Origin of the sequence: Heterorhizobium halophytocola (assembly GCF_017873095.1) — a bacterium.
GTDB lineage: Bacteria > Pseudomonadota > Alphaproteobacteria > Rhizobiales > Rhizobiaceae > Allorhizobium > Allorhizobium halophytocola.
Window position 1 is genome coordinate 139826 of sequence record NZ_JAGGJU010000003.1, and the last position, 25366, is coordinate 165191.

Sequence of the window (25366 nt, forward strand, 5' to 3'; positions counted from 1 at the left end):
TTCTTATTGCGGGTCTGGCTGCGGCCACTCCCATGGCCGCCCCCCGCCTCTTTCGGGGTGCAGCATTCCGCGTGAGGATTTGCGCATAAAGCGAAGGCCGAATCCAGTCCGGCGGGATGCTTTTTAGCGGGGACCGCGCACGCCCTGGCGGGGCCTGCGAGGCTTGGCCGGGGCGCGGTCTCAGGAGCGCCAGAAGGTCGGCAGCAAGACGACCAGCACGGAGAGCACCTCCAGACGGCCGAGCAGCATCATCAGCGACAGCAGATAGAGTTCCGGCGCCTGCATGGTGGCGAAATTGCCGGACGGACCGATCAGGTCGCCGACGCCCGGGCCGACATTCGACAATGCGGTGATCACCGAGGAGGTGGCGGTGGCGAAATCATAGCCGAGGGCTGCCATGATCATCGAGCCCAGCGCCCAGAGCAGCATATAGGTCGAGAAGAACAGGAAGACCGTGCGCTGCATCTCGATATCGACCGTCTGGCGGCCATAGCGCACCGAATAGATGGCGTTCGGATAGATCAGCTTCTTCAGCCCGGTATTGATGACGCCGGCCATGATGACCAGGCGGTAGGCCTTGATGCCGCCGGCGGTCGAGCCGGAACAGCCGCCGATAAAGGTCGCGACGAAGGCGGCGACCACCACGAAGGGCCCCCAGCTGGTATAGTCCTGGCTGGCATAGCCGGTGGTCGACAGGATCGAGGCGAAATTGAACATGCCGTGGGTCAAGGCCGGGCCGAAGCCGATGTCGAAGGCGAAGTGGTTGTAGATCGCCGACGTCACGGCAAAGAACAGCAGATAGAGCAGGAAGACGCCGATCTGCGGATCGCGCAACGCATCGAGGCGGCCACGCACGACGAAGACGATGAGGATCGAGAACGGCAGGCTGCAGACCGTCATGAAGAAGGTCGAGATCCACAGCAGCGGCGTGTTGTGGAAATAGCCGAACGAGGCGTCATGGGTGGAAAACCCGCCGGTGGCGACCGTCGTCAGCGCATGATTGATCGCGTCGAAATGGCTCATGCCGGCGACGTCGTAGGAGATCGTGCACAGCACGGTAAAGCCGACATAGATGCCGACAAAGGCGCGGGTGAAGGTGGCGAGCCTTGCGAACGGCTTGTCGTTGGTGTCCGACGATTCCATCTTGAAGAAGGAGACGCCGCCGACCCGCAGGAAGGGCAGGACGAAGAGGCCGAGGGCGACGATGCCGATACCGCCGAGCCATTGCAGCATCGAGCGCCAGACCAGCAGGCCGGGCGGCATGTGGTCGAGGCCGGACAGCACCGTCGAGCCGGTGGTGGTGATCGCCGAGATCGATTCGAACAGCGCCTGGGCAAAGGTCATGTCCTGGCCGCTGAAATAGAGCGGCACGCTGCCGACCAGCGAAAACGTCGCCCACAGCACGTTGACGAGGATGAAGCCCATGCGCTTGTTGAAGGTCGGCGGCGCCGAGCGCGTCGCCATCGCCGTGGTCATCGACAGGCCGCCCACCATGAAGGCGCAGACGGCGAAGACCTTCCAGTCCTTGTGCCCGTAATAGACGTCGACCAGCACCGGGACGAGCATGGCGGTCGATAGATAGAGTCCGCACAGGGCGGCAATGTAGATCGCGGAGCGAAGCTGGCTGGCGTTCAAAAGAAGGACGTCCCCGATTACAGTCGCGCGGAAAATTCCTTGGTCTCCGCCTTGCCCCTATGCCATAGCGAGGACCGAACGGAAATTCAATGGATTGGATGAGATCATGCGCCCTGACACGATGCGCCCGCAAATCCGTGGCGATGCGGTCGATGCCGCCGCCGAGGCGATGCGCAGCATCTTCGCCGAGACGCCGCTGCAGCTGAACGAGCATCTGAGTGCGCGCTACGGCGCCGAGATCTGGCTGAAGCGCGAGGATCTGACGCCGGTGCGCTCCTACAAGCTGCGCGGCGCCTTCAACTTCTTCCGCAAGGCCATCGCGGCCGGTGCGTCGGACCGGATCTTCGTCTGTGCCTCGGCCGGCAACCATGCCCAGGGCTTTGCCTTTGTCTGCCGCCATTTCGCCGTGCGCGGCGTGATCTTCATGCCGGTCACCACGCCGCAGCAGAAGATCGAAAAGACCCGGATCTTCGGTGGCGAATTCATCGAGATCCGGCTGACCGGCGACATTTTCGACCAGTGCTACAAGGCTGCCCGCGACCATGTGCAGGCAACCGGGGGCATGATGGTGCCGCCGTTCGACGATGCCGACGTGATCGAGGGGCAGGCGACCGTGGCTGCCGAGATCGTCGCCGGCCTGCCGGACGGCCGCCTGCCGGACCTGATCGTCCTGCCGGTCGGCGGCGGCGGGCTGTCTGCCGGGATCACCGGCTATCTCGACGGCCGGATGCCGAACGAAAATTTCCTTTTCGTCGAGCCGGCAGGCGCGCCGAGCCTCAAACGCAGCCTGGAGGCGGGCGCCATCGTCACCTTGCCGAAGGTCGACAATTTCGTCGACGGTGCCGCCGTTGCCCGGATCGGCGACCGGAATTTCGCGGCGCTGCAGGATTTCTCCGCCGATCAGGTCATGCTGGTGGCGGAAAACGCGATTTGCGTGACGATCACCGAGATGCTGAATGTCGAGGGCGTGGTGCTGGAACCGGCCGGCGCCCTGTCGCTTGCCGCGCTCGAGATGCTCGGGCGCGCGCGGCTGGAAGGCAAGCGCGTGGTCGCGGTCGTCTCGGGCGGCAATTTCGACTTCGAGCGGCTGCCCGACGTCAAGGAAAGGGCGATGCGCTATGCCGGGCTGAAGAAATATTTCATCCTGCGCCTGCCGCAGCGCCCCGGCGCGCTGCGTGATTTCCTCAATCTGCTCGGGCCCGACGACGATATCGCCCGGTTTGAATATCTGAAGAAGTCGGCGCGCAATTTCGGCTCGATCCTGATCGGCATCGAAACCCGGGACCGGACCAGTTTCACCGGCCTGATCGAGCGTTTCGAGGCCGCCGGCATGGGCTTCGAGGACATCACCGAAAACGAGATCCTCGCCAATCTGATCATCTGACGCCGCTTGCGCTCAGCGGCAGATCCTCGTCTTGGCCTCAGGGCCGCAGGCGCCCGATTGCTTCGCCAGGCGGCGGGCGTCCTCGATCCGGTTGGTCCAGACATAGCCCGGAAAATGGGCTGGCAATTGCGTCCAGTCCGCGAGCGTGTCGATGCCCGAGGATCCGAAGTCGCCCTTCTGGTAGGCGCCGATGACGATGACATCCGACCCGGCGGCCTGCATGCGGGCGTAGAAGCGCTGCGGCCAGCCCCAGAGCAGATGGGCATAGTTGATCGGCACCGGCACCAGGGTGTTGCGGCAATCCTGCGGCACGTAACCGCTCCAGCCGACCTTCAGATAGGTGAGCAGGCAGGCGCGGACCGAGGCTGCCGTGTAGCCGCGCAGTTTCGGCCGGGCGGCAAGCGTCGCGGTGGTCGGCTCGCCGCCGCCATAGACGCCGAAGACCTGTCTTTCCCGGTCCGGCTCTGCACTCAGCCGTGCGGCCAACACCGTGCCTTCCTCGATGCGGCGGCTCTTGAAATTGACCAGGAAATGGCCGTCGGGAAAGGTGGCAAACACCTGGTCGAGCGACGGCAGCATGCCGATCCCCTTGCCGCGAAAGGGAAAGGTCTGTCCGCCGTCGGCGGTGTAGCCATAGCCGACATCGGCGGTCTTGAGCGCGGCAAAGGGCGTGTCTTCCGTCACGCCCGTCAGGTTGGTGCGGCAATCGAGCGTCCAGTCATGCAGCACGGCGAACACCTTGTCGGGCGTCAGATGGACGTCGAGCTCGACGACATCGGCGCCGGCTTCGAAAGCCGCGCGCATCGAGGGCAACGTGTTTTCGAGAAAGCCGTGGGTGGGCGGCAGGATGCGGGTGGCGGTGCAGGTGTCATGGGTCAGTCCCGCCCGGTTGAACAGCTGGTGCTCGCCCCGGTGGGCGATGACGCGCGGACCGTCTATGTCGGGAAAGCTCATGAAGGCCGAGGTGTTGGCGAGCCACAGGGCGGCGGTAATGGCGAGCATACTTGCTAATGCCGCAGTGACAATTCGTCTGAGCACAGCACGCTCCATGAAAATTGAATGTCGAATGCAATGGGCTGAACCTTGCGAGGCATTGAGTCCTTTTCGCGACCTTTGGACTTCTTCTGGACGCGGCTCTGTGCTAGTCGAACGTCATGGCTTCTATCTTTACACGACTGTTCTCCGCCTTCGGCGGTTCGCCCTCTGACAAGCCGGCACCCGGTCCGACGGCCGATGCGCAGGAGTATGAGGGTTTGAAGATCTATGCGACCCCGATCAAGGAAGGCAGCCAGTTGCGGCTGGCCGGCCGGATCGAAAAAACGGTCGACGGCGAGGTGCTGGAGCGCCAGTTCATCCGCGCCGACATGTTCACCTCCGCCGACGATGCGATCGATTTCAGCTTTCGCAAGGCACGCCAGATCATCGATCAGAATGGCGCAAGCCTGTTTTCCGACGGCGTCAAGTCGCGCACCGTCTGAGCTGTTGTGTGACCGGCGGCCGCGCGGGCGCAGTTTACTGAATTCTACTTAAGGTAAATTAAATATAAACTGTGATCACTCAATTTTAAGTGGTCGGCCATAGCATTCCGGGAAAGCATTCGCCGGATTGTTACAGTGAAAATCAATTATTACATAGTTTTCAAAATCTTGTGCCGGTACATGGTGGCGCCGTGCGTAATCTTGGCCGAGCTGACAAGACCGGTTCTTGCGGGGGCCGGCGCGCCCGCCAGCGGCACAGCCCGTGCTGCCGATCTCGACCTCAGCTGGCTGATGGTGGCCGCAGCGCTTGTCATGTTGATGCAGGTCGGCTTCCTGCTGCTTGAGGCGGGCATGGTCCGCTCGAAGAACTCGATCAATGTCGCACAGAAAAACCTGCTGGATTTCGTCTTCGGCGTTGTCGCCTTCGCAGCCGTCGGTTTCATGCTGGCCTTCGGCCGCTCCGGCAGGCTGCCGATCGGCATCGACAGCCATTATTTCTTTCTCGACCATCTGAGCACCTGGGAGGCCGGGTTCTTCATCTTTCAGGTGATGTTCTGCGGCACGGCGGCGACCATCGTCTCCGGTGCCGTGGCCGAACGGATGAAGCTCTCGTCCTATGTGCTCGGGTCGGTGGTTCTCTCCGGGCTGATCTATCCGGTCTTCGTTCACTGGGCCTGGGGCACGGCACTCGGCCCGAACGAGGGCGCTTTTCTGGCCAATCTCGGATTTGTCGATTTTGCCGGTTCCACCGTGGTGCATGCGACGGGCGGATGGATCTCGCTTGCCGCCTGCATGGTGATCGGCCCGCGTCGTGGCCGCTTCGATGCCGAGGGCCGGCCGATTCGCATTGCCGGCCACAGCCCGGTGCTGTCGACCACCGGTGGCCTTCTGCTGTTCATCGGCTGGATCGGCTTCAACGGCGGTTCGACGACGGCGGCCGTTCCCGATATCGGGCCGATCATCCTCAACACCATCCTCGCCGGCGGCATGGGCTGCTGCGTCGGCTATGTCATCGGCTATTACCACGATGGCGTGGTGCTGCCGGAGAAATCGATTTCGGGCATGCTGGGCGGCCTCGTGGCGATCACCGCCGGCTGTCATCTGCTGACGCCGGGCGGCTCGCTGCTGATCGGGGCGCTCGGCAGTGCCGCTGCCGTCTATGGCATCCTGTTCATCGAGCGGGTGCTGCGGATCGACGATGCGGTCGGGGCGATCGGCGTGCATGCCTTTGCCGGCGTCGTCGGCACCGTCGGCCTTGCCTTCCTGGCGCCGCCGGAACTGCTGCCGGCCGGCGACCGGCTGCATCAGCTCTATATCCAGGTTTTCGGCGCGGCGCTCAATTTCTATTGGGCCTTCGGTGTCGGCTACGGCTTCTTCTGGCTGTTGAAGCGTTTTGCCGGCGTCCGCGTCTCGGCCGAGGACGAATATAACGGCCTCAATATCGCCGAGCATGGCACCCGTCTGGGCGTCGGGCATGTGTCGGCGGCCCTGTCCGATCTGGTCGACGGCAAGGCGGATCTTACCCATCGCCTGGCGGTCGACCCGGGCGACGAGGCGGAAGAGCTGACGACGCTGTTCAACCGGCTGATGGACGACATCGAGGAGAGCGAGCGCACCCGCCAGGCGCTGCAGTCGCAGCAGCGCGACACCGAGGAGGCCGAACGGGTCGCCACGCTTGCCAATGCCACCTTCGAGGCTATCGTCATGCACGAGGGCGGCACGATCGTCGACGGCAACCAGCAGCTGGCGGAACTCACCGGCCTGCCGCTATCCGACCTGATCGGCCGCTCCGTCCTCGAATTCGTCGCGCCGGAAGACCGCGAACGGGTCGAGAAGGCCTTCTTTTCCGGTGTCGACGAGAATGCGGAGATATCGCTGGTGACGGCCCTCGGCGAACGGATCCCGATCGAGGCACGCGGGCGCCATGTCGATTATCGCGGCAAGCGGATCCAGATCGGCTGCCTGGTCGATCTCAGGCCGCGGCGCGAGGCGGAGCGGCGCATCCGCCATGTGGCCCTGCACGATTCGCTGACGGGGCTTGCCAACCGTACGCTGTTTACCGAGCGGCTGAGTGCCAGCGTCGAGCATTGCCGGGCAGGCCGCGGCTGCGCCATCGTCCTGCTCGACCTCGACCGGTTCAAGGACGTCAACGACATGCATGGCCACCCGGCCGGCGACGAGGTGATCCGCAAGACCGGCGATCGCCTGCGCAAGGCGCTGGGGCGCGACGATCTGGCCGCGCGCATCGGCGGCGACGAATTCGCCGTCATTCTGACACGCGCCTCCTTCGGCAATCAGATCGAGGATTTCTGTCGCCGTCTGGTCACCGCCTTTCGCGAGCCGATCGATCTCGGCAACGGCCACCATGTGCGCTGCGGCGTCAGTCTCGGGGCGGCGCTGTGTCCGGATCATGCCGACAATGTCGAGGATCTGATCGGCCGTGCCGACATGGCGCTCTACCATGCGAAGAATGCGGGGCGGAACACCTGGCGCTGCTATCGGCCCGGCATGAGCGAGCTGATCGAGAAGCGGCGGGCGCTGGAAGCGGACCTGGAACAGGCGGTGGAGAACGGCGATTTCGAACTCTATCTGCAGCCGCGCGTGCGCTGCTCGGACACGGAGATAGAGGGCTACGAGGCCTTGCTGCGCTGGACCCATCCGACGCGGGGCCCGGTCAGTCCGGTCGACTTCATCCCGGTCGCCGAAGCCTCGGGCAAGATCATCCAGCTGGGCGAATGGGTGCTGGCCGAGGCCTGCCGGATTCTCAAGACATTGCCGGCGGACAAGCGGCTGTCGATCAATGTCAGCCCGATCCAGTTCCGTCAGATCGACTTTCTCGGCAATATCGAGGCGATCGTCGCCGCCGAGGGGGCGGACCCGAAGCGGATCGAGCTGGAGATCACCGAGAGCGTGCTGATCGACGACGACGAGGGCGCAAGACAGGTTCTGGATGCCCTGAAGCGCTCCGGCTTCAACATCGCGCTCGACGATTTCGGCACCGGCTATTCCTCCCTCAGCTATCTCAGCCGCTATCCCTTCGACGCGATCAAGATCGACCGCAGCTTCGTCGCCAATCTCGGCGTGGAGGCCAATGCCGAGGCGATCGTCCGCTCGATCATCGATCTGGGCAGCGGTCTGGGCATGAAGGTGGTGGCCGAGGGCGTGGAGACCATCGAGCAGGCAAGGCTTCTGGTGACCAATGGCTGCGACGAATTGCAGGGCTATCTGCTGGGCCGGCCGGTGCCCGTGGACCGCATCGCCATGGATGTGGCCGGCGACGTCAAGCGGCGGCTGAGGGCAGACGGCGACGAGGACCTTTCGGGAAGGCGGGAAGCCGACGTGGCCTGAGGGCAGGGGGGACAGCGCCCATCGCGCGGCTGGCCGCAGCGATTGGGCGAAGCGGCGGCCGTGACTGGAGGCGCGGCCGCCGCAAACTTCAGGAACGGTAAAGGCCTCAGGCGGCCTTGGCGAGTTCACTCGCCTGGGCAAGCGCGCCGGCGATCGCCTTTTCGGCAGCTTCCGGGCCCATGGCGATGCCTTCGACGCGGATCACCTGGACGTCCTTGATGCCGATGAAGCCGAGAACGGAGCGCAGATAGGGTTCGGCAAAATCGAGGGCTGCGGCCGGGCCGGACGAATAGACGCCGCCGGAGGCCAGAACGATATAGGCCTTCTTGCCCTGCACCAGGCCTTCGGGACCGTTTTCCGTGTAGCGGAAGGTGCGGCCGGCGCGGGCGATGTGGTCGATCCACGACTTCAGGATCGAGGTGATGCCGAAATTGACGAAGCCGCTCGAAATGACCAGCGTGTCGGCCGCCAGCAATTCGTCGACTTCCTTGTCGGAAATGGCGATCGCTTCGGCCTGGGCCGGTGTGCGATCTTCGGACGCCAGACGGATGGCGGAGGAGAAATCAGTGCCGATATGCGGCAGCGGGGTGGCGACGAGATCGCGTTCGACAATGGTGCCGCCGGCGGCCAGGCCTTCGGCCAGCGCCTTTGCGACCTTGCCGGAAACCGAATCATTGCCGCGCGTGCTGCCGCGAACGAGAAGAATGGAGGACATGGGAACACCTGTATTCTGTTGGCTTGGCCGGTCGGGGGTCGCCGGCGGAGACTGACAGATAGAACTGGCATCCAATCGATAAAACTGGGATAATGTCGATCAGTAAAATCGATAAACTGGATAGGTCTCATGCTGCCCAACCCGACGCTGGATCAATTGCAGGTGTTCATCGCAGTGGCCGAGGCCGGCAGCTTTTCCGCAGCCGCCCGGCAGTTGAACCGGGCGCAATCGGTGGTCAGCTATACGATCGGCAATCTGGAGGCGCAGTTGCAGCTGGTGCTGTTCGACCGGCAGGGACGCCAGCCGGTGCTGACCGAGGCCGGTCGGGCGATGCTTGACGACGCACGGCGGATCATTGCCGAACTCGACAATCTGCGGGCCCGCAGCAAGGCGCTGAACGAGGGGCTGGAGGGCGAGGTGCGCCTGGCCGTCAGCGTCATGGTGCCCGACCACGGGCTGACCGAAACGCTGAAGGCCTTCCAGCTGGAGTTTCCAACGGTCATGCTGCGGCTCTATTGCGGCACGCCGCGGCTTGTCTCGCGCATGCTGGACCGCTCGGCCGTCGACCTGGCGATCGGCGGCGGACCGGAGGTGGATCACCGCGTCGAAAGCCAGGATATCGGCCTGTCCTATCTGGCGCCGGTCGCGGCCCCGGAACACCGGCTGTCAAAGCTTTCCCGCAAGCTCAGCCTGCGCGATGTGCGCGAGGACGTGCAGATCATCGCCTCCGAGGCGCAGCAGCCGGAGGAGGAGGGGCCCGATTTCAACGTGTTTTCGCGCCGAACCTGGCGGGTCAGCGACATGGCGACCAAGCGGCATCTGTTGCTGGCGGGGCTCGGATGGGGCGGCGTGCCGCTGACGATCGTGCGGGAGGATCTGGCGGAAGGCCGGCTGGTGCGGCTCGATGTCGAGGGGTATGACGTGCGCGATTACCCGGTGCTGGCCCAGTGGCACAGTGCCTCACCGCCCGGACCTGCCGGTCGCTGGATCATCGACCAGATGGCGATGCGCCTTGCCGGCTGCCCCCGCGGCGCCGAAGTCGACCGCCTGCTGCGCGGCGAGGCGCGCGACCTGACGCGCGAGGCGGCCGAGTAGAGAGAACAAAGAAACGCCGCACCTTGCGATGCGGCGTCCCGTCTTTTCAATCCTGGCTCTATGATCCGGCGCTGCGGCTCAGAGAACCAGCCGGTACTTGGCAAAGCCGCCTTCGCCGTCCCCGTCGTCCTCGATCTTGGCGCCCTTGACGGCGCTGGCATAGTCGCGGCCCTTGGGGCCTGTCTCGAACACGGCGGTGGTGCCGGCGAGCGGCATGAATTTCCAGTTGGCATCCGCCGAGGGATTGATCGTGCCCTGGTCGACGATATAGCGGACGATGACGTCGCGATTGGTGTCGGGGGCGACGAAGATCACCTTGTCGGCCGCGATCTCTGGGAAATTGCCGCCGCCGCCGGCGCGGTAATTGTTCGTCGCGACGACGAATTTCTGCGCCGGGTCGATCGGCTTGCCGCCGAACTGCAGGTTGACGATACGGCTCGAGTCCGGATTGACGGCCTTGCCGTCCTTGTCGTAGCGCGCCGGCTTGGACAGGTCGATCTCGTAGGTCACCCCATCAATCACGTCGTAATTATAGGACGGGAAGTCGGGGTTGAGCAGTGGCGCGTCCTTGGCGCCTTCCTCGACCTGCAGGAACATGCCGGCCGACATTTCGAGCCAGTTCTTCACCTGTTCGCCGGTGATCAGCACGGCCTGCACGGTGTTCGGATAGAGATAGAGGTCGGCGACGTTCTTGATGGCGATGTCGCCGGCCGGCACGTCGGTATAATAGTCCGGGCCGCCACGGCCGCCGGCCTTGAACGGCGCTGCGGCCGACAGCACGGCGAAGTCCTTGTACTGGCCTTCCTTCAGCATGTCCTTGATGTACCAGCTCTGCGCGTTGGAGACGATCTGCACGGAGGGATCGTCGGCCACCAGCGCAAAATAGGAATAGAGCGGCGCCGAGGTCTTGCCGACGGGGGTGCGGACATATTCGAGCGTCGCATCATGCTCGGACTTCACCGCATCGACGACCTGCTGCTTGCTCTGGACGTCGGCCACGACCTTCTTGTTTTCGTCGCGGTGATAGATCGGGCGCGCCTCGGTGGTGAAGTCGGCCACCTTCCACTTCGAGCCGTCGCGCTCCAGAAGCAGGTCGATCAGGCCCATATGCGAGCCCCAGAAACCGGCCATGACGGCCGGCTTGCCGAGCAGCGTGCCGCGCGCGGCATCGGCGCCGGGCACGCCGACGAAATCCTTCGGGCCGGGAAAGACCAGATGCTGGTGACCGGTGAACACGGCATCGATGCCGTCGACGCCGGCGAGATAGAGCGAGGCGTTTTCCATCCGATCCGTCTGACCGGAGCCGTCGATGCCGGAATGGGAGAGCGCGATGACGATGTCGGCACCGTCTTCCTTCATCACCGGAACCCAGGCCTTGGCCGTCTCGACGATGTCGCGGGTCTGCGCCTTGCCTTCGAGGTTCTTGGCATCCCAGACCATGATCTGCGGCGGCACGAAGCCGATGATGCCGACCTTGATCTCGTGCATCTGGTCGGCGCCGTCGCGGATCGTCTTGTTGACGATCACATAGGGGCTGAAGAACAGCTCGTCCTTCTTCGGATCCTCGGCCAGCTTGCCCTTGGTCAGGTTGGCGCAGACGATCGGGAAATTCGCTCCCTTCAGGGTGTTGAACATGAAGTCGAGGCCGTAATTGAACTCGTGATTGCCGAGCGTGCCGCAATCATAGCCGAGCACGTTCATCGCCTTCATCACCGGATGCAGGTCGCCTTCCTTCATGCCCTTCTTGTAGGCCATGTAGTCGCCCATCGGATTGCCCTGCAAAAGGTCGCCGTTGTCGAGCAGCATGGAGTTCTTCGCCTCCGCGCGGATGCCGTCGATGATCGAGGCGGTGCGCGCCAGGCCCAGCGTGTCGTTCGGCTTGTCGGCGTAATAGTCGTAGGGCATCACGTTGACGTGGATGTCGGTGGTTTCCATCAACCTCAGATGCGCCTGGTTCGGTGCCGCCTTGGCCGAAAACGGATGGACCAGGACGATCGCCGAGGTGGCGGCAATTCCGCCAAGAAGCGATCGCCGCGTCATGGGGAGAATGAGAGAGGTCATGAAATGCTCCTTCGCAGAACCTAATTAGCCGCGGAGTTTAAAATCGATTTGGCAGCAGTGCATCCGGAAAATGACATGAAGATGTACAATGGCGCCCCCATGCGCGACAACGCACAAAAAAACCGGCCGCGGGACTTTCATCGTCTCGCTGCACCGGCAAAAATGTGGGCACCCGTCATGGTCACCCAAGGGTAGTTCGCAGTTTCGGAAGATATCGGCCGTTCAGGGGGGTGGTGCTCAGCGCACCAGAACGGGGCGGATCTCCGCATGAAAAAATCGAAAATATGAATTGACCTGCGCGCTGCTGTTCGAGCTTGTCTTGAACTTCACGCCGAGCCGGTGGCGGTGGCTCCACTGGACGGTGCCTTCCAGCACGCCCAGCTCAGGGTTTGTAATACGGATGCTGCTGCCTTTCGCCGCCGGCAGGGGCGCGGCGAGGTCCAGCGCCAGGCCGTGTTCGGACAGGTCCACAACACGGGCCGCAGCCTGTTGGTTGAAGTAGTGAACTTCGACATCAAGCCGGCATCTTTCCCGCTTCGCTGCGCGAGTTTTAATATCGAGTTGGTGTTGCATGACGATCCCTTGAATGTTGGATGCATGCTTACTATACGTATGTCAGACTATGTTCCGGTTACCGGAATGCATAAATTTTTCGATATTCTCATTTTTCTGAAAAAAGCCCCGAAATGACACAGTCCATGCCGGGCTTCGGGCGGCGATGCTCCACCCCCGAAGGCCCAGCCTAGGCCCGCCGTCAGTCGCGCTCGATCCGGCACTGGTAGCAATTGTTGCGGGCCGAACGGACATGCACATAGGCGACGTCGCCCTGGTCCAGCAGGTGGGCTGCACGCCCGGCGATCCGGGCAATCGGGATCACCCCGCCGGTTCCATAGACGATCCGCTCGTCGGCGCCATAGCCGCGCAGGATGAAATCGGGGCTATCCTGCAGGACCGGCGGCAACTCGGATCCGGGCACGTGACGTTCGCAGGCTTCGGCATGCAGGAAGATCGGCCCGGTCTCGGCATAGGGCTGCAGCGCGGAAAACGGACGGTGTGCCAAAACGAGATAGGGATCGCCGCCGGCGACCTGGCGCAGGCAGTGGCGGCAGGGCACGCCCTGGCCGTCGGAAATCTTCCGCTCCGGCGGGTTGCCATAGGCGTCGGGCGCGCCGTTCTGATAAGCGCGAGCGGTTTCGGTCGGCAGGGCTTCAAAGCGGATATTGGCCATGGACGGGCTCCAAAGGATGGCAGGAGCCCGATTATCGGCGGCAGCGCGGCACGCGGCCACCCGATTCTTGCCGGCTGATTCTGGCCGGCTGGTTCTCGCCGGCTGGTTCTCGCCGGAACCCCGTCTGGTCTAAAGACCCGGCGTGTCGCGGCGGATGATCTGCAGCAGCTCTTCCTCGGCCAGCGGTTCGACCAGCGCGTCATAGGTCTCGACCGGAGAGAAGCCGTAGCGCTGGTAGAGCTGCAACGCCCGGGGATGGTCGAGCGTATTGGTGCTGACCGTCACCTTTTTCGGATTGGACTGCCAGACGGCATAGAGCGCCTGCAGCAGGAACCATTTGCCGATGCCAAGGCCGAGCGCGTGTTCCATCAGGCCGAAATAGGACAGCTCGATCGTCTCGCCGTCCAGTTCGCGGAACTCGTAGAAGCCGGCGGGCGCGCCGTTGACATGCAGGACCGAGATCGTGACCTTCGGATCGTGGATGATCGCCTTCAGCGCCTCGTCGTTCATCCTGAGGCGCTCGAACCAGTGCCAGCGGGCGCCGACCTGGCGCTGCAGATAGCGATAGAAGGGCAGCGGGATCTCGGTCGCGCGCATGATCGCTGTATGGATATTGACCGGAACCGGCATGCTCGCCTTCGGTGCGGCGGTCATCTCCAGCAGTGTCACATGGGCGGTGAGATGGTTTTGCTGCGCCGGCGCGACGGCAGCCGCCGGGCCGGTGTCGATCGCAGTCTCTGCCTTGGAACCCCATTCCGACCAGGAGCCGTCATAGAGCGAATTGTCGGAATGGCCGAGCGAATCGAGGGCCAGGGTGATGACGGCGGCGGTGACGCCGGAACCGCAGCTGGTGACGACGGGCTTGCGCAGGTCGATGCCGGCCTCGGTCAGGACGGTGCGCAGCGTCGTCAGGTCCTTCAGGTGGCCGTTTTCCGACAGCGATAGCGCCGGCACGCTTCGGGCGCCCGGCATGTGACCGGAGCGCATGCCGGCACGCGGTTCGGGCTCCTCGCCGGTAAAGCGACCGGCCGGCCGCGCATCGGCAATCTGCTTTTCGCCGTTGCCGGCAATCGCGCTCATCTCGTGGAAGCTGGTGACGCGCCGGGCGTCGAAGCGGGGGGTGAAGACGGCCGGTTCGGGCCTTGTCGTGCCGGTCTCGACCGGTCGGCTCTCCGCCTTCCAGCCGTCGAGCCCGCCGTCGAGGATGTAGACGTTTTCGGCGCCCATGACGCGCAGCATCCACCAGACGCGCGGCGCCGAGAAGAAGCCGGGGCCGTCATAGACGACGATCAGGTCGGTGGCGCTGATGCCGAGCTTGCCGACTTCGGCGGCGAAGAAATCCGGGGCGGGGAGGGAATGGGGCAGGCCGGTCGTATGGTCGACGATCTCGTCCTGGTCGAAGAACACGGCGCCGGGCACGTGGCCGCCTTCATACTCCGCCTTGGCGTCGCGCTGGTGCGCGGGCAGGTACCAGGAGGCATCGATGAGCTTGAAGCCGTCGGCGCCCAATTGCTGCTGGACCCAGTCGGCGGACACGACGAAGCGGCTCTGTTCTCCAGCCATCCACAGAACTCCCTGTCTTTTGTTACGGGCTGCTTTAAGTCGGCGCATCTCCGAAACGGATCCGGAAGCGGCGGTTCTCCTTGCCCTTTTTTTCGATTTTTCCGATGTGAATCGGGCCGACCTCCTGGGTCTCAGACACATGTGTGCCACCGCAGGGCTGACTGTCAACGGAAGAGTCCTCGCCGATGCAGACGAGCGAGACTCGACCCATGCCGACCGGCGGACGAACATTTTTCGATTTGATGATGCCCGGATTGGCGGCCAGTTCCGCGTCGGTGATCCATTGCAGGTAGATCGGATGGTTGGCCGCGACGAGGGCCATCAGGTCGGCGGTGACCTGATCCTTGTCGATGGTCTCCGACATGTCGAAATCCACCCGGCTTTCGTCCTCGCCGACCGCCGCGCCGGTGATCGGATAGGGCACGACGACGGAGAGCAGATGGCAGGCGGTGTGCATCCGCATCAGCTTGTAGCGGCGGGGCCAGTCGATATGCAGCGTCAGTTCTTCACCGACCGCGGGGACGGCTTGCCCCTCGATCGGCTTGTGCAGGATGACGGCCTTGGTCTCGCCATTGCGGGTTTCCCCGAGCATGATCCGGGAGCCATCGGCCCGTTCGAAAAAGCCGGTGTCGCCGGGCTGGCCGCCGGACGCCGCATAGAACGGCGTCTGGTCGAGTTCCACCGAGCCGTCCTCATGCACGGCTGTGACCACGCCCTCCGCCGTCGCCAGATAGAAGTCGTCGCGGAAAAGGGCAGTGGTCGGTTCGCTCATCGGGTCTCTCAGACGGTTTCGTATGGGATCTTGAAATCCGGGCGCGTGGTCAGCCAGCCGGGCACCGGCAGGTTCTTCGACGTCAGGAAGTCGGGGTTGAACAGTTTCGACTGGTAGCGGTTGCCGTAGTCGCAAAGGATGGTGACGACGGTGTGGCCCGGCCCGAGATCCTTGGCGAGACGCACGGCGCCGGCAATGTTGATGCCGCTGGAGCCGCCAAGGCAGAGCCCCTCGTTCTCGATCAGGTCGAAGATCGCCGGCAGCGCCTCGGCATCCGGGATGTTATAGGCAAAGTCCGGGGTGAAGCCTTGGAGATTGGCGGTGATACGGCCCTGGCCGATGCCTTCCGTGATTGACGAGCCCGACGACTTCAGTTCGCCATGCGTGTAGAATTCATAGAGTGCTGCGCCATCCGGATCGGCAAGCCCGATCTTGACCCCCGGCTTCAGCGCGCGCAGGCCCTCGGCCGTGCCGGCCAGCGTGCCGCCCGATCCGACGGCGCAGATGAAGCCGTCGACCTTGCCGTCGGTCTGCGCGAAGATTTCCCTGGCCGTGGTTTCGACATGCGCCTGACGGTTGACGACATTGTCGAACTGGTTGGCCCAGATCGCACCGTTCGGCTCGCTCTTTGCCAGCTGCTCGGCAAGGCGGCCCGACAGCTTCACGTAATTGTTCGGGTTCTTGTAGGGAACGGCCGGCACCTCGACCAGTTCGGCGCCGAGCAGGCGAAGGGCATCCTTCTTTTCCTGGCTCTGGGTTTCCGGGATGACGATGACGGTGCGGTAGCCGAGCGCCTTGGCGACCAGTGTCAGGCCGATGCCGGTATTGCCGGCGGTGCCCTCGACGATGACGCCGCCGGGTTTCAGCAGGCCCTTCTTCTCGGCATCGCGGATGATGTAGAGCGCGGCGCGATCCTTGACCGACTGGCCGGGATTGAGAAACTCCGCCTTGCCGAGAATGGTGCAACCGGTCGCCTGCGAGGCGCCCTGAAGCTTGATGAGCGGCGTATTGCCGATCGCGTCGAGGACCGAAGAATGAAAAGCCATGGGGAACGTGCCTTGTCTTGCATCAGGAAATTAAGGAGCGAGTTGTCAGTTCACAAGCCGTGATTGGCAAGAAATGGTGTTTTGCCAGAATGCCGAGCGGCGGAAAATTAGACCTGCCGCCCCGCAGATAGCTCGACCGACAGCGCCGATCCGGCCGCCCCGGTCACCCGCTGAGCTTCTTGTAGGCGCCGAGGGCCGTGTCGCGGGCCTGCTTGTGATCGACGATCGGCTTCGGGTAATGCTTGCCGAGCTCGACACCGGCCTTCTTCAGAACATCGGCGGGTGCCTCGAAGGGCTTGTGAATATAGCGCTTTTCCAGATCCTTGAGCTCCGGCACGAATTCGCGGATATAGGCGCCGTCCGGATCGAATTTCTCGCCCTGCAGCACCGGGTTGAAGATGCGGAAGAAGGGGGAGGCGTCGGCGCCGCTGCCGGCCACCCATTGCCAGTTGGCGGCGTTGGAGGCGGGATCGGCGTCGACGAGCGTATCGCGGAACCATCTCTCGCCGCGGCGCCAGTCGATCATCAGGTCCTTGATCAGGAAGGAGGCCGCGATCATCCGCACGCGGTTGTGCATGATGCCGTGGCGCCAGAGCTGGCGCATGCCGGCATCGACGATCGGGTAGCCGGTCGCGCCCTTCGTCCAGGCCTTGAACGCCTTGCTGTTCGTCTCCCAGGGGAAGTCGTCGAACTTGTCGTTCCAGTTGTCCCGGTCGAGCTTGGGAAAATGATAGAGCAGGTGATAGCAGAAATCGCGCCAGGCCAGTTCCTTGCGGAACTTGACGACGGCGTCACGCAGGTCGTGGTCCAGATTGCGCGTGGCATGCCAGATGCTTGCCGGCGAGATCTCGCCCAGTGCCAGATGCGGCGACAGGCCGGACGTGACGTCGCGGGCGGGAAAATCCCGGCCGGTCTCGTAGCGGTCGAGCCCCTCATCCAGGAAGCGCTCGAGACGTTTGTGCGCGCCGCCCTCGCCGGGCGTCCAGAGATCGGAGAACTCCGCCGCCCAGTCGGGTTTGGTCGGCAGCAGCGCCCAGTCGGTGCGCGTCTCGCTGTCCGGCCATTTGTGCGGGTGCTTGATCTTGTCCGGTGCCGAAACCGGCTCGGGTGGATCATAGTCTGCGTCGAGCGCCCGCCAGAAGGGCGTGTAGACCTTGTAGGGCGTGCCGGACTTGGTCTTCAGCTTCGACGGCTCGTGCATCAGGTGCCCGGCAAAGCTCTCAACGGTCAGACCGTTCTTCTTCAGGTCGGTCTTCAACGCGCTGTCGTGCTGCATGCCGGCCGGATCATAGCGCCGGTTCCAGTGGATGGTATCGGCGCCGGTCTCCTCGATCAGGGCAAACAGCGCATCGCCCGCCTTGCCGCTTCTGCAGATCAGCCGGCTGCCGGCATGTTTCAGCGCCTTGTCGAGCGCGGCCAGCGAATGGTGCAGGAACCACGCCTGCGCGCCACCGAGCGGACCGCTGCCGTCATGTCCGGGTTCGCGGATATAGACCGGGATGACCGGGCGGCCGGTTTCAACGGCAGCGGCCAGCGCATGGTTGTCGGCAAGGCGCAGGTCCTTGCGGAACCATAAGAGAAGGGGGGCGGTCGACATGAGGGACGGCGGCTCCGTTGGCGTTGCGGTACTTCGTTCCCGACATCTAGGCCGGCAGGTCTTCGAAACCACCATGTGGCCGTCAATTCAATTCAGAATTGTCGCATAGACGGGTTTGTCGCAAAAGCGGTAGGAATTATTGTGGAGATCGCTCAAATGCCGCTGAATTTCTTAAGCCGGGAGACAGACTTTCCGGACAATAAGGTTAGTGTACTTCAAGGGCGCGGTCATGACGACCGGTTGACGGCTTGCTCGTTTGCCCTGGGGATGATCGACCGCGTTGCGGAGTGTGCCGCTCTTCCGTTCGTCCATCATCGCCCATGGCCGGCCTTCCCGAGGGCCGCGCCGACAAGCCAGGGCCGCCGGCCGACATGACGTCGTCCAGCGGCATTTTTTCATCCCCATGGATTGTCTTAACCCTCGACCGCGATGCCGGAGCCTTCCGCGACGGAGCGGATGATGGCGCGCGCCTCGTCGACCGAGAGGCGTCCCTCGAGTGCTGCGGCGCAGGCGGCAAGCGCGGTGCGCAGTCCGGCGCAGCCGGGATCGGGCCAGGCGTCGGCGAGAAGCCAGGCGGCCTCGCGCAGCGAGCCGATGATGTGGCGGCTGCCGTTGATGACAAGGGCAAGTGGTGAGGGCAGGGGTCTGTCGAGGGGCATGGTTCTGTGTACTCCGGCCGCAACAACGCCTGTGACGGAGACGGGTTCCCTAAAAAGTACACTATCTTTTTTGCAGCTTTTTGACAGAGTGTGCATTGCAGCAAATGAGCTGTGGTGCTCGCCACAGTTGCCGCCGTGGCTCCACAAAACGGACATCATTCGCGGCCAAGTAGTTGGTTCATTCTGGTGATTGCCGGGCGATATGGCCCATCTCATGCGTAAAGTTGAGGCGATCATTCCATAGGATTGTTGTGTTTTATCAGGGCTTTAGGAGAGCTGGCAGTCAGGTTCGATACCAGCGGTCCAAGCGTGACACGCGCATGCGTATGGTCCTTGTCGAAAAGGCGGACCTTGCGCATCCCACAGACGAAAGCGGTTGCGCGCGGCGGAGTTGCGCGGGTCCGATCTGGTCAACCACCGGCCCTTGCGACAGGGGCGGGAACTTGCACGGAAAAGGGTAGCTACCGAATGACGCCGTTCAAATCTGCTCGCCATTCCATGGATGGGGCTGCTCATGAGCATCGCTGACAGGCTGGTCAAGGGCAGCCTCTGGGTCAGCTTTTCCAGAATCATCGTCAACGGCCTCTCGACCGTCAGCACGATCATCCTGGCCTGGTATCTGATGCCGTCGGATTTCGGCGTGGTGGCGCTTGCGACCACCATGCTGACCATCGTGATGACGGTGACGGAGCTGTCGCTGAACGAGGCGCTGATCCGGCATGAGGATCCGCAGGAAAGCCATTTCAGCGCCGCCTGGACGCTGGCGGTGACACGCGGCCTGATTCTCAGCCTGCTGTTTGCCGCCATCGCCTATCCTGCCGCAGCGCTTTACGGCGAGCCGCGGCTGTTCGGCGTGCTTCTGGCCCTCAGCCTGACATTCTTCATCAACGGACTGGCCAATCCGCGCCGCATCATGCTGCAGCGGGACCTGATCTTCTGGCAGGAATTCGTGCTGAACGTCGCGCAGAAGGTGGCGGGCTTCATCGCCACCGTCACCATCGCGATGATCTGGCAAAGCTACTGGGCGCTGGTGATCGGCACGCTGGTGATGCAGCTGACCAATGTTGTCACCTCCTATTTCGTCATGCCGTTCCGGCCGCGCGTCACCTATGCCCACATGCGCGAGTTCTTCTCGTTTTCGGTGTGGATCACCGCCGGCCAGATCGTCAACCAGCTCAACTGGCGTTTCGACTACCTGCTGCTCGGCAAGCTGCTCGACGGTGCGGCGCTCGGCTATTATTCGCTCGGCGGCCAGCTGGCGCAGACGCCGACCCGCGAGGCGACGGCGCCGCTGACGGCAACCATCTATCCGGCCTTTTCCAATGTCCGCCATGACCCGCCGCGCCTGGCAGCCGCCTATCAGCGGACCCAGGCGCTGCTGACGGCGGTCGCCCTGCCGGCCGGTATCGGCATGGCGGTGGTCGCCGATCCGCTGGTCCGGCTGGTGCTGGGGGAAAAATGGCTGCCGGTGATCTTCATCATCCAGGCGCTCGCCTCGGTCTATGCCCTGCAGACGCTGGGCTCGCTCAACCAGCCGCTCGGCATGGCGCTCGGGCGCACCCGCACGCTGTTCGTGCGCGACACGCAGATGCTGTTCGTCCGTGTGCCGATCATCACCATAGGGCTGGTGTTCTGGGGATTGCCCGGACTGATCGTCAGCCGCGTGGCGACGGGGCTCTTCGGTGCGCTGGTCAACATGTACATGGTCCAGCGGTTCATCAATGTGTCGGTCGCAGCCCAGCTGTTTGCCAATTTCCGGGCGCTTGCCAGCTCCGCCGTGATGGCGGCCGGGGTGACCGCCGTCCAGCGCTACATGGGCCCGGAGACCGGGCAGATGGCCCTGGTGCTCCAGCTTGGCGTGCTCGTGGCGCTCGGCGGGGTGCTTTATTGCGGCACCAGTCTTTTCCTGTGGCTCGTCATGAACCGGCCGAACGGCCCGGAAACCGACGTGCGCAAAATCGCATCCAAAGTTCTGTCGAAAGTCAGTCCCGCCTGAACCCAGGCTTCATTCTTCGAATTGCCGAAAGAGAGGTACAATGTCCGGTGTCCAGCAGGCCCAACTCATCACCAAGCTTCAGGACCAGACCCATGATTGCCTGAAGGCATTCGTCGATCCCGATGCGCCGATTTCGATTCTCGACTTTCCCGACATCAAGAATTGCGGGGATTCCGCCATCTGGCTGGGCGAGATGGCCTATCTGCAGACGCGCTTCAACAAGCGGCCCGCCTATGTCTGCACGACCGACGATTTTTCGCCGGACGAACTGGCAAATGCCGCGCCCACGGGTCCGATCTTCATCCATGGCGGGGGCAATTTCGGCGATATCTGGGTCTTCCACCAGGATTTCCGCGAGCGGATGATGGAGCTCTATCCCGACCGGCAGATCGTCCAGTTCCCGCAGTCGATCCACTACAAGTCCGAGGCGCGGCTGGAGCAGAGCCGGCGCGCCATCGGCAAGCACAAGAATTTCGTGCTTCTGGTGCGCGACGAGGAGTCCTTCCAGTTTTCCAAGGACAAGTTCGATTGCGAGGTACGCCTGTGCCCCGACATGGCCTTCTGCATCGGCAAGATCGAGCCGGAAAAGCCGCAAATGCCGGTTCTGGCCATGCTCCGGCAGGACCAGGAACAGGTGGGCGCGGTCGACTTTTCGGCCTATCCGGACATTCCTAAGGAAGACTGGATCACCGAGAACAAGATGGATGTGCGCCGGGCCAAGGCGATGGGCCTGTTTTCGGCCCTGCTGCATCTGACACCCTCGGAAATGCGCCTTCGCAAGCTGGACGCGGCCGCGCAGAACCGTTTTCAGCGCGGCATTCGCCAGATTTCCCGCGGCGAAGCGATCGTCACCGACCGGCTGCATGTGCATATCTGCTCGCTGCTGATCGGCCGCCCGCATGCGGTGCTCGACAACAATTACGGCAAGATCCGCCGTTTCATGAACGCGTTTTCTGGCGGTACCGACCTTTCCTACAAGGCGACGTCGCTCGACGACGGCATCCGCTGGGCGCGCGAGCGGGCCGGGGTGCCGGCTTGAGCCTGTTTGCCATCAACGACCGGAGGCCAGCATGACCCTCGTCACCTTCATCATCCCGGTGCGCCATCAGGACAATGCCCGCGACTGGTCGGTCCTCAAGCAGAACCTGACGCAGACCATGGCGTCGATCGCCAACCAGACCAATCCCGACTGGCGCGGCATCGTCGTGGCCAATGAGGGCGCCGACATTCCAGACCTGCCGGACAAGTTCTCCGTGACCCGGGTCACGTTCCCGCCGAACACCATCCACGAGCGGGGGGATGCGACGCAGGAGGATTTTCTCGACTCGTTCCGCGCCGACAAGGGGCGGCGCGTGCTTGCCGGCATGCTCGACGCCCGCGACAGCCGCTTCTTCATGCTGGTCGATGACGACGATTTCGTCAGTGCGAAGATCGTCGACTATGTGTCGAAGCACCAGGACGGAAACGGCTGGACCATCGACAAGGGCTATATCTGGGACGATGGCGGCACGCTGCTGCTCTGCCACAACCAGTTCAGCCACCATTGCGGGACGTCGCTGATCGTGCGCTCCGATCTCTATGGCCTGCCGGAAACGGCCGAGGCGGCGTCGATCGACTGGATCAAGGACATGCTGGGCAGCCATGTGCGGATCGGGCCGATCCTGGCCGAACGCGGGGCGCCGCTCGGCTCTCTGCCGTTCCGGGGCGCGGTCTACCGCGTCGCCCACAAGGGCTCGCACAGCAGGGCACCGAGCCTGATCGAGATGTATTTCCTGAACAAGGGCATGCTGAAACGGCCGGTGCAGGCGCTGAAGAACCTGGCCAAGCTCAGAATGGTCTCTGCCGAACACAGACGGGAATTTTTCGGCGCAGCCTGACGCAGGCCGTCTCGTACTCTGAAGGTCGGTACGCCCCGGGCGTGCCGGCCTTTGCCGTGTTGCGGCGCCAGGGGGGCAGCAGGGGCGAAGGGGGATCCTGCCGCGCCGGACGCGAACGGCGCATGTGCCATGCATGCCGTGAACGGCGACGTAATCTCGCCGCAGCGGGGGAGACGTCAATCGCCCGCCCGAACCCGTACTAGAATTACGGCGCTCGCGTTCGCGCGTTCTTTGGCACAGTTTGCCCGGTCCTGCCAGCCGGCAGAGCGCAATCTTCATCTTATCCCGCCATGCGCCGCAGCCGCCTCCAGGCCTGCCAGGCGATCGAAACGGCGAGAATGGCAAGCAGCATGCCGCTGATTGGAGGGCGATTGGGTCGATCCGGCTGGGCAAAGAAAAAGGCCCGCGCGACAATCGCAGCGGACCTTTTTCAAATCTGGCTCCCCGGGTCGGATTCGAACCGACGACCTATCGATTAACAGTCGAGTGCTCTACCGCTGAGCTACCAGGGAACACCGCTCGTCGCGGCGTGAGCGGGGTAATACAAACGCTGGGTCGATTTGCCAAGCCGTTTTTCAAAAAAAATTCATTGCGCTTGTCCGACCGGGCCCTCCGCCCCATGTCCTCAGTCTGTTATCCACAGGGCAGGGTCATGGCCAAGGCTAGTCGTTTCCGCGTTGATACCGAAAATGGTCGCCTGGTTGTGGGCCGCTTTCATCTTCCCATTCCCCGCTCGCGCACGGGCCGCATCCTTATCGGCCTGCTGCTCGTCCTTGGCGGCTGCCTGGGCTTTCTGCCGATCCTCGGCTTCTGGATGATCCCGCTCGGCCTGCTGCTGCTCAGCCAGGATCTGGCGCCTGTGCGGCGTCTGCGCCGGCGGATGGCCTTGTGGTGGGGCCGTCGCCGGGGATCCAACCGGCCGGCTGCCGGAAACTGATATCCAGATCCTCCAGAAAAAGCGGCACTGGGCGCGCATCGCGACCCAAGTTGATGAGCGATTGCTGAATTAGCTTGGCTTTTGCCTCGGCTGCAGGCCGCGTTCAGGTGGCTGTCAGGTCGGTGCGCCATGCCGATCGCGTGGCGAACGGGAGAGAACCGATTTGCGGTCTCCCGAGGGCAGGGGCTCATGCGCGCCTCGCCGGAACCTGCATGTTTCCGCGAGCAGCAGACGCAGGCCCGGCCGTTCCTTCGCCCGACGACGAATGGAAAGGATCTTCCTTTGAGTATTCAGGACTTTTATGCGGCGCGATGGACGGTTGGCCGGCCGCGGATCGGCAGCGTCACCCTCAGCGCGATCACCGCGCTCTATGTGCTGCTCGTCTTGAACTCCGTGTTCTGGAAGAAGGGATATGACTATCTGGTCGGCGGCCATGCAGCGCTGCCGCTCCTGGCCGTCGGTCTTGCCGCCGCCCTGACCAGCCTGTTCATCGCCTTCTCGGTCAAGTATGTGACCAAGCCGTTTCTGATCGTGATGGTGATCGGCAGCGCGGTCGCCGCCTATTTCATGAACACCTTCGGCGTGATCATCGACAAGGAGATGATCCGCAACGCCTTCGATACGACCACGGCCGAGGCCAACAATCTGGTGACGCCCCAATTCCTGGGCTATGTGGCGCTGTTCGGCCTGCTGCCATCGGCGCTGATCGCCTTTGTGCGGGTGGAACACCGGACCTTCGGCCGCAAGGTGCTCTATAATGCTGCGGTCGCACTGCCGCTGCTCGGCGTCTTCACCGCCGTCGCCTTCCTCAACTTCAATGCCTATGCGGCCGGCATCCGTGGCCACAAGGACTGGTTTGCGACGCTGAACCCGGTCTTTCCGATCGCCGCCATCGTCGGCTATGTGATCGACACCGGCGAGGAGGCCGATATCGTTGCCGCGCCGCTCGGCCGGGACGCGCATGTGACCGACGCGCCGGGCGCCGGCAACACGGCAGCGGCCGGCGCGCCCGCGCGCAAGCCGCGCCTGACGGTGCTGGTGGTCGGCGAGACCGGCCGTGCCCAGAACTTCTCGCTCGGCGGCTACGAGCGCGAGACCAATCCGGAACTGTCGAAGCGCGACATCCTCTATTTCCCCGAGGTGACAAGCTGCGGCACCGCGACCGCCGTCTCCGTGCCCTGCATGTTCTCGGTCTATCCGAGGCAGCAATATTCGCACAGCAAGTCGCTTGCGACGGAAAACCTCGTCGATGTGCTGGGCCATGCCGGCGTCGATGTCGTGTGGTGGGACAATGACAGCGGCAGCAAGCAGCAGGCCGACCGGATCGGCGAGCGCGATTTCTTCAAGATGGACGATCCGCGCTACTGCGTCGAAGGCGAGTGCCGCGACACCATCATGCTCGACGAGCTCGACGGCTTCCTGAAGGACGTGAAGAAGGACACCGTGCTGGTGATCCACCAGATCGGCAGCCACGGCCCGTCCTATTACAAGCGCTACGACGAGAGCCAGCGGCGTTTCACGCCGGACTGCCGCACGCCCGAGCTTGCCAAATGCAGCCAGCAGGAGCTGATCAACGCCTATGACAACACGATCATCGCCACCGATCAGTTCGTCGCCGGGGTGATCGACAGGCTGTCCGCCCATCAGGGCACGCTCGATCCGGCGTTGCTCTATCTGTCGGATCATGGCGAGTCGCTCGGCGAATACGGGGTCTACCTGCATGGCGCGCCCTACATGATCGCGCCGCCGCAGCAGACCCATGTGCCGTTCCTGTTCTGGTTCGGATCGACGGCCAAGGCCAAGCTCGACCCCGATTGCCTGAAGGCCGAGGCGGCAAAGCCGCAGTCCCAGGACAATGTCTTCCACAGCATGCTCGGCCTGATGCATGTCGAAACCTCGGTAAGGGATCCGAAACTGGATCTGGTGACCGCCTGCCGGACGTCGAAGACGTCGTAAGCGCCGGCGCATGCGGGGC

General features: G+C 63.5%; 20 protein-coding genes and 1 tRNA gene. 9 read left to right on the plus strand and 12 right to left on the minus strand.

The window, feature by feature from the left end; translation table 11 throughout:
- Nucleotides 1-180 precede the first annotated feature (180 nt).
- Nucleotides 181-1635, minus strand: a complete 1455-nt coding sequence (locus tag J2Z17_RS06180; RefSeq protein WP_209943207.1) for a TrkH family potassium uptake protein — start codon at nt 1633-1635, stop codon at nt 181-183.
- Between the two features lie 121 nt (nt 1636-1756).
- Between J2Z17_RS06180 and ilvA the strand changes: the two genes are divergently transcribed.
- The gene (gene ilvA, locus J2Z17_RS06185) at nt 1757-3019 is read left to right on the plus strand and encodes a threonine ammonia-lyase (protein ID WP_209943752.1); all 1263 of its coding nucleotides are present in this window, start codon (nt 1757-1759) and stop codon (nt 3017-3019) included.
- Between the two features lie 12 nt (nt 3020-3031).
- Here the strand turns inward: ilvA and J2Z17_RS06190 are convergent, their stop codons facing one another.
- Nucleotides 3032-4021, minus strand: coding sequence for a glycerophosphodiester phosphodiesterase family protein (locus J2Z17_RS06190; RefSeq protein ID WP_245223904.1), 990 nt, complete (start codon nt 4019-4021; stop codon nt 3032-3034).
- A gap of 152 nt (nt 4022-4173) precedes the next feature.
- Between J2Z17_RS06190 and J2Z17_RS06195 the strand changes: the two genes are divergently transcribed.
- Together J2Z17_RS06195 and amt are read left to right on the plus strand one after the other, a co-directional pair.
- Nucleotides 4174-4497, plus strand: coding sequence for an HlyU family transcriptional regulator (locus tag J2Z17_RS06195; RefSeq protein ID WP_209943222.1), 324 nt, complete (start codon nt 4174-4176; stop codon nt 4495-4497).
- A 201-nt stretch (nt 4498-4698) separates the two neighbouring features.
- A complete protein-coding gene (amt, locus tag J2Z17_RS06200; protein WP_245223905.1) occupies nt 4699-7845 on the plus strand; it encodes an ammonium transporter in 3147 nt (1048 codons plus the stop codon).
- Between the two features lie 106 nt (nt 7846-7951).
- Here amt and J2Z17_RS06205 read toward each other — a convergent pair whose 3' ends face one another.
- Nucleotides 7952-8560 (minus strand): FMN-dependent NADH-azoreductase, encoded by a 609-nt coding sequence (locus tag J2Z17_RS06205; RefSeq protein ID WP_209943224.1) that lies wholly within the window; start codon nt 8558-8560, stop codon nt 7952-7954.
- 129 nt (nt 8561-8689) lie between these two features.
- Between J2Z17_RS06205 and J2Z17_RS06210 the strand changes: the two genes are divergently transcribed.
- The gene (locus J2Z17_RS06210; RefSeq protein ID WP_209943225.1) at nt 8690-9655 is read left to right on the plus strand and encodes a LysR family transcriptional regulator; all 966 of its coding nucleotides are present in this window, start codon (nt 8690-8692) and stop codon (nt 9653-9655) included.
- A gap of 78 nt (nt 9656-9733) precedes the next feature.
- Here the strand turns inward: J2Z17_RS06210 and J2Z17_RS06215 are convergent, their stop codons facing one another.
- From J2Z17_RS06215 to J2Z17_RS06250, 8 genes are all read right to left on the minus strand, one after another.
- Nucleotides 9734-11716, minus strand: coding sequence for a bifunctional 2',3'-cyclic-nucleotide 2'-phosphodiesterase/3'-nucleotidase (locus tag J2Z17_RS06215; RefSeq protein ID WP_209943226.1), 1983 nt, complete (start codon nt 11714-11716; stop codon nt 9734-9736).
- A gap of 237 nt (nt 11717-11953) precedes the next feature.
- A complete protein-coding gene (locus J2Z17_RS06220) occupies nt 11954-12289 on the minus strand; it encodes a PilZ domain-containing protein (RefSeq protein ID WP_209943228.1) in 336 nt (111 codons plus the stop codon).
- 181 nt (nt 12290-12470) lie between these two features.
- Nucleotides 12471-12944, minus strand: a complete 474-nt coding sequence (locus J2Z17_RS06225) for a DUF1203 domain-containing protein (RefSeq protein ID WP_209943230.1) — start codon at nt 12942-12944, stop codon at nt 12471-12473.
- A 129-nt stretch (nt 12945-13073) separates the two neighbouring features.
- Entirely contained in the window at nt 13074-14507 is a 1434-nt protein-coding gene (gene sseA, locus J2Z17_RS06230; protein ID WP_209943232.1) for a 3-mercaptopyruvate sulfurtransferase, read from the minus strand.
- A 34-nt stretch (nt 14508-14541) separates the two neighbouring features.
- On the minus strand, nt 14542-15279 hold the full coding sequence (locus tag J2Z17_RS06235) for an alanyl-tRNA editing protein (protein ID WP_209943234.1): 738 nt from the start codon (nt 15277-15279) through the stop codon (nt 14542-14544).
- 8 nt (nt 15280-15287) lie between these two features.
- Nucleotides 15288-16325 carry a cysteine synthase A gene (locus tag J2Z17_RS06240; protein WP_209943236.1) on the minus strand — a complete coding sequence of 346 codons (1038 nt, stop codon included), beginning with the start codon at nt 16323-16325 and terminating at the stop codon, nt 15288-15290.
- Nucleotides 16326-16488: 163 nt separating this feature from the next.
- Nucleotides 16489-17922, minus strand: a complete 1434-nt coding sequence (locus J2Z17_RS06245) for a cryptochrome/photolyase family protein (RefSeq protein ID WP_209943238.1) — start codon at nt 17920-17922, stop codon at nt 16489-16491.
- A gap of 413 nt (nt 17923-18335) precedes the next feature.
- Complete coding sequence (locus J2Z17_RS06250) at nt 18336-18581, minus strand: DUF982 domain-containing protein (protein WP_209943240.1); 246 nt, start codon at nt 18579-18581, stop codon at nt 18336-18338.
- A gap of 514 nt (nt 18582-19095) precedes the next feature.
- Here J2Z17_RS06250 and J2Z17_RS06255 point away from each other — a divergent pair.
- The 3 genes from J2Z17_RS06255 to J2Z17_RS06265 are packed head-to-tail and all read left to right on the plus strand — an operon-like array spanning nt 19096 to nt 22454.
- On the plus strand, nt 19096-20577 hold the full coding sequence (locus J2Z17_RS06255) for a lipopolysaccharide biosynthesis protein (RefSeq protein WP_209943242.1): 1482 nt from the start codon (nt 19096-19098) through the stop codon (nt 20575-20577).
- A gap of 40 nt (nt 20578-20617) precedes the next feature.
- Nucleotides 20618-21616: a polysaccharide pyruvyl transferase family protein gene (locus J2Z17_RS06260; RefSeq protein ID WP_209943244.1), complete on the plus strand. Its 999-nt coding sequence runs from the start codon at nt 20618-20620 to the stop codon at nt 21614-21616.
- A 31-nt stretch (nt 21617-21647) separates the two neighbouring features.
- Nucleotides 21648-22454 carry a galactosyl transferase gene (locus J2Z17_RS06265; RefSeq protein WP_209943246.1) on the plus strand — a complete coding sequence of 269 codons (807 nt, stop codon included), beginning with the start codon at nt 21648-21650 and terminating at the stop codon, nt 22452-22454.
- A gap of 437 nt (nt 22455-22891) precedes the next feature.
- Here J2Z17_RS06265 and J2Z17_RS06270 read toward each other — a convergent pair.
- A tRNA-Asn gene (locus J2Z17_RS06270) sits at nt 22892-22966 on the minus strand.
- Between the two features lie 140 nt (nt 22967-23106).
- Here J2Z17_RS06270 and J2Z17_RS06275 point away from each other — a divergent pair.
- Both J2Z17_RS06275 and J2Z17_RS06280 read left to right on the plus strand, forming a co-directional pair.
- Complete coding sequence (locus tag J2Z17_RS06275; RefSeq protein ID WP_245223906.1) at nt 23107-23391, plus strand: hypothetical protein; 285 nt, start codon at nt 23107-23109, stop codon at nt 23389-23391.
- A gap of 282 nt (nt 23392-23673) precedes the next feature.
- Nucleotides 23674-25347, plus strand: coding sequence for a phosphoethanolamine transferase (locus J2Z17_RS06280; RefSeq protein WP_245223907.1), 1674 nt, complete (start codon nt 23674-23676; stop codon nt 25345-25347).
- Nucleotides 25348-25366 lie beyond the last annotated feature (19 nt).

Excerpts from the sequence above, each read along its gene's own strand:
- J2Z17_RS06245 (WP_209943238.1), bottom strand. The coding sequence starts at position 17,922 with ATGTCGACCGCCCCCCTTCTCTTATGGTTCCGCAAGGACCTGCGCCTT.
- J2Z17_RS06260 (WP_209943244.1), top strand. The coding sequence starts at position 20,618 with ATGTCCGGTGTCCAGCAGGCCCAACTCATCACCAAGCTTCAGGACCAG.
- J2Z17_RS06240 (WP_209943236.1), bottom strand. The coding sequence starts at position 16,325 with ATGGCTTTTCATTCTTCGGTCCTCGACGCGATCGGCAATACGCCGCTC.
- J2Z17_RS06220 (WP_209943228.1), bottom strand. The coding sequence starts at position 12,289 with ATGCAACACCAACTCGATATTAAAACTCGCGCAGCGAAGCGGGAAAGA.
- J2Z17_RS06265 (WP_209943246.1), top strand. The coding sequence starts at position 21,648 with ATGACCCTCGTCACCTTCATCATCCCGGTGCGCCATCAGGACAATGCC.
- J2Z17_RS06195 (WP_209943222.1), top strand. The coding sequence starts at position 4,174 with ATGGCTTCTATCTTTACACGACTGTTCTCCGCCTTCGGCGGTTCGCCC.
- J2Z17_RS06250 (WP_209943240.1), bottom strand. The coding sequence starts at position 18,581 with ATGCCCCTCGACAGACCCCTGCCCTCACCACTTGCCCTTGTCATCAAC.
- J2Z17_RS06205 (WP_209943224.1), bottom strand. The coding sequence starts at position 8,560 with ATGTCCTCCATTCTTCTCGTTCGCGGCAGCACGCGCGGCAATGATTCG.
- J2Z17_RS06210 (WP_209943225.1), top strand. The coding sequence starts at position 8,690 with ATGCTGCCCAACCCGACGCTGGATCAATTGCAGGTGTTCATCGCAGTG.
- J2Z17_RS06255 (WP_209943242.1), top strand. The coding sequence starts at position 19,096 with ATGAGCATCGCTGACAGGCTGGTCAAGGGCAGCCTCTGGGTCAGCTTT.
- sseA (WP_209943232.1), bottom strand. The coding sequence starts at position 14,507 with ATGGCTGGAGAACAGAGCCGCTTCGTCGTGTCCGCCGACTGGGTCCAG.
- J2Z17_RS06235 (WP_209943234.1), bottom strand. The coding sequence starts at position 15,279 with ATGAGCGAACCGACCACTGCCCTTTTCCGCGACGACTTCTATCTGGCG.
- ilvA (WP_209943752.1), top strand. The coding sequence starts at position 1,757 with ATGCGCCCGCAAATCCGTGGCGATGCGGTCGATGCCGCCGCCGAGGCG.
- J2Z17_RS06225 (WP_209943230.1), bottom strand. The coding sequence starts at position 12,944 with ATGGCCAATATCCGCTTTGAAGCCCTGCCGACCGAAACCGCTCGCGCT.
- J2Z17_RS06275 (WP_245223906.1), top strand. The coding sequence starts at position 23,107 with ATGGCCAAGGCTAGTCGTTTCCGCGTTGATACCGAAAATGGTCGCCTG.
- J2Z17_RS06190 (WP_245223904.1), bottom strand. The coding sequence starts at position 4,021 with ATGCTCGCCATTACCGCCGCCCTGTGGCTCGCCAACACCTCGGCCTTC.
- J2Z17_RS06215 (WP_209943226.1), bottom strand. The coding sequence starts at position 11,716 with ATGACCTCTCTCATTCTCCCCATGACGCGGCGATCGCTTCTTGGCGGA.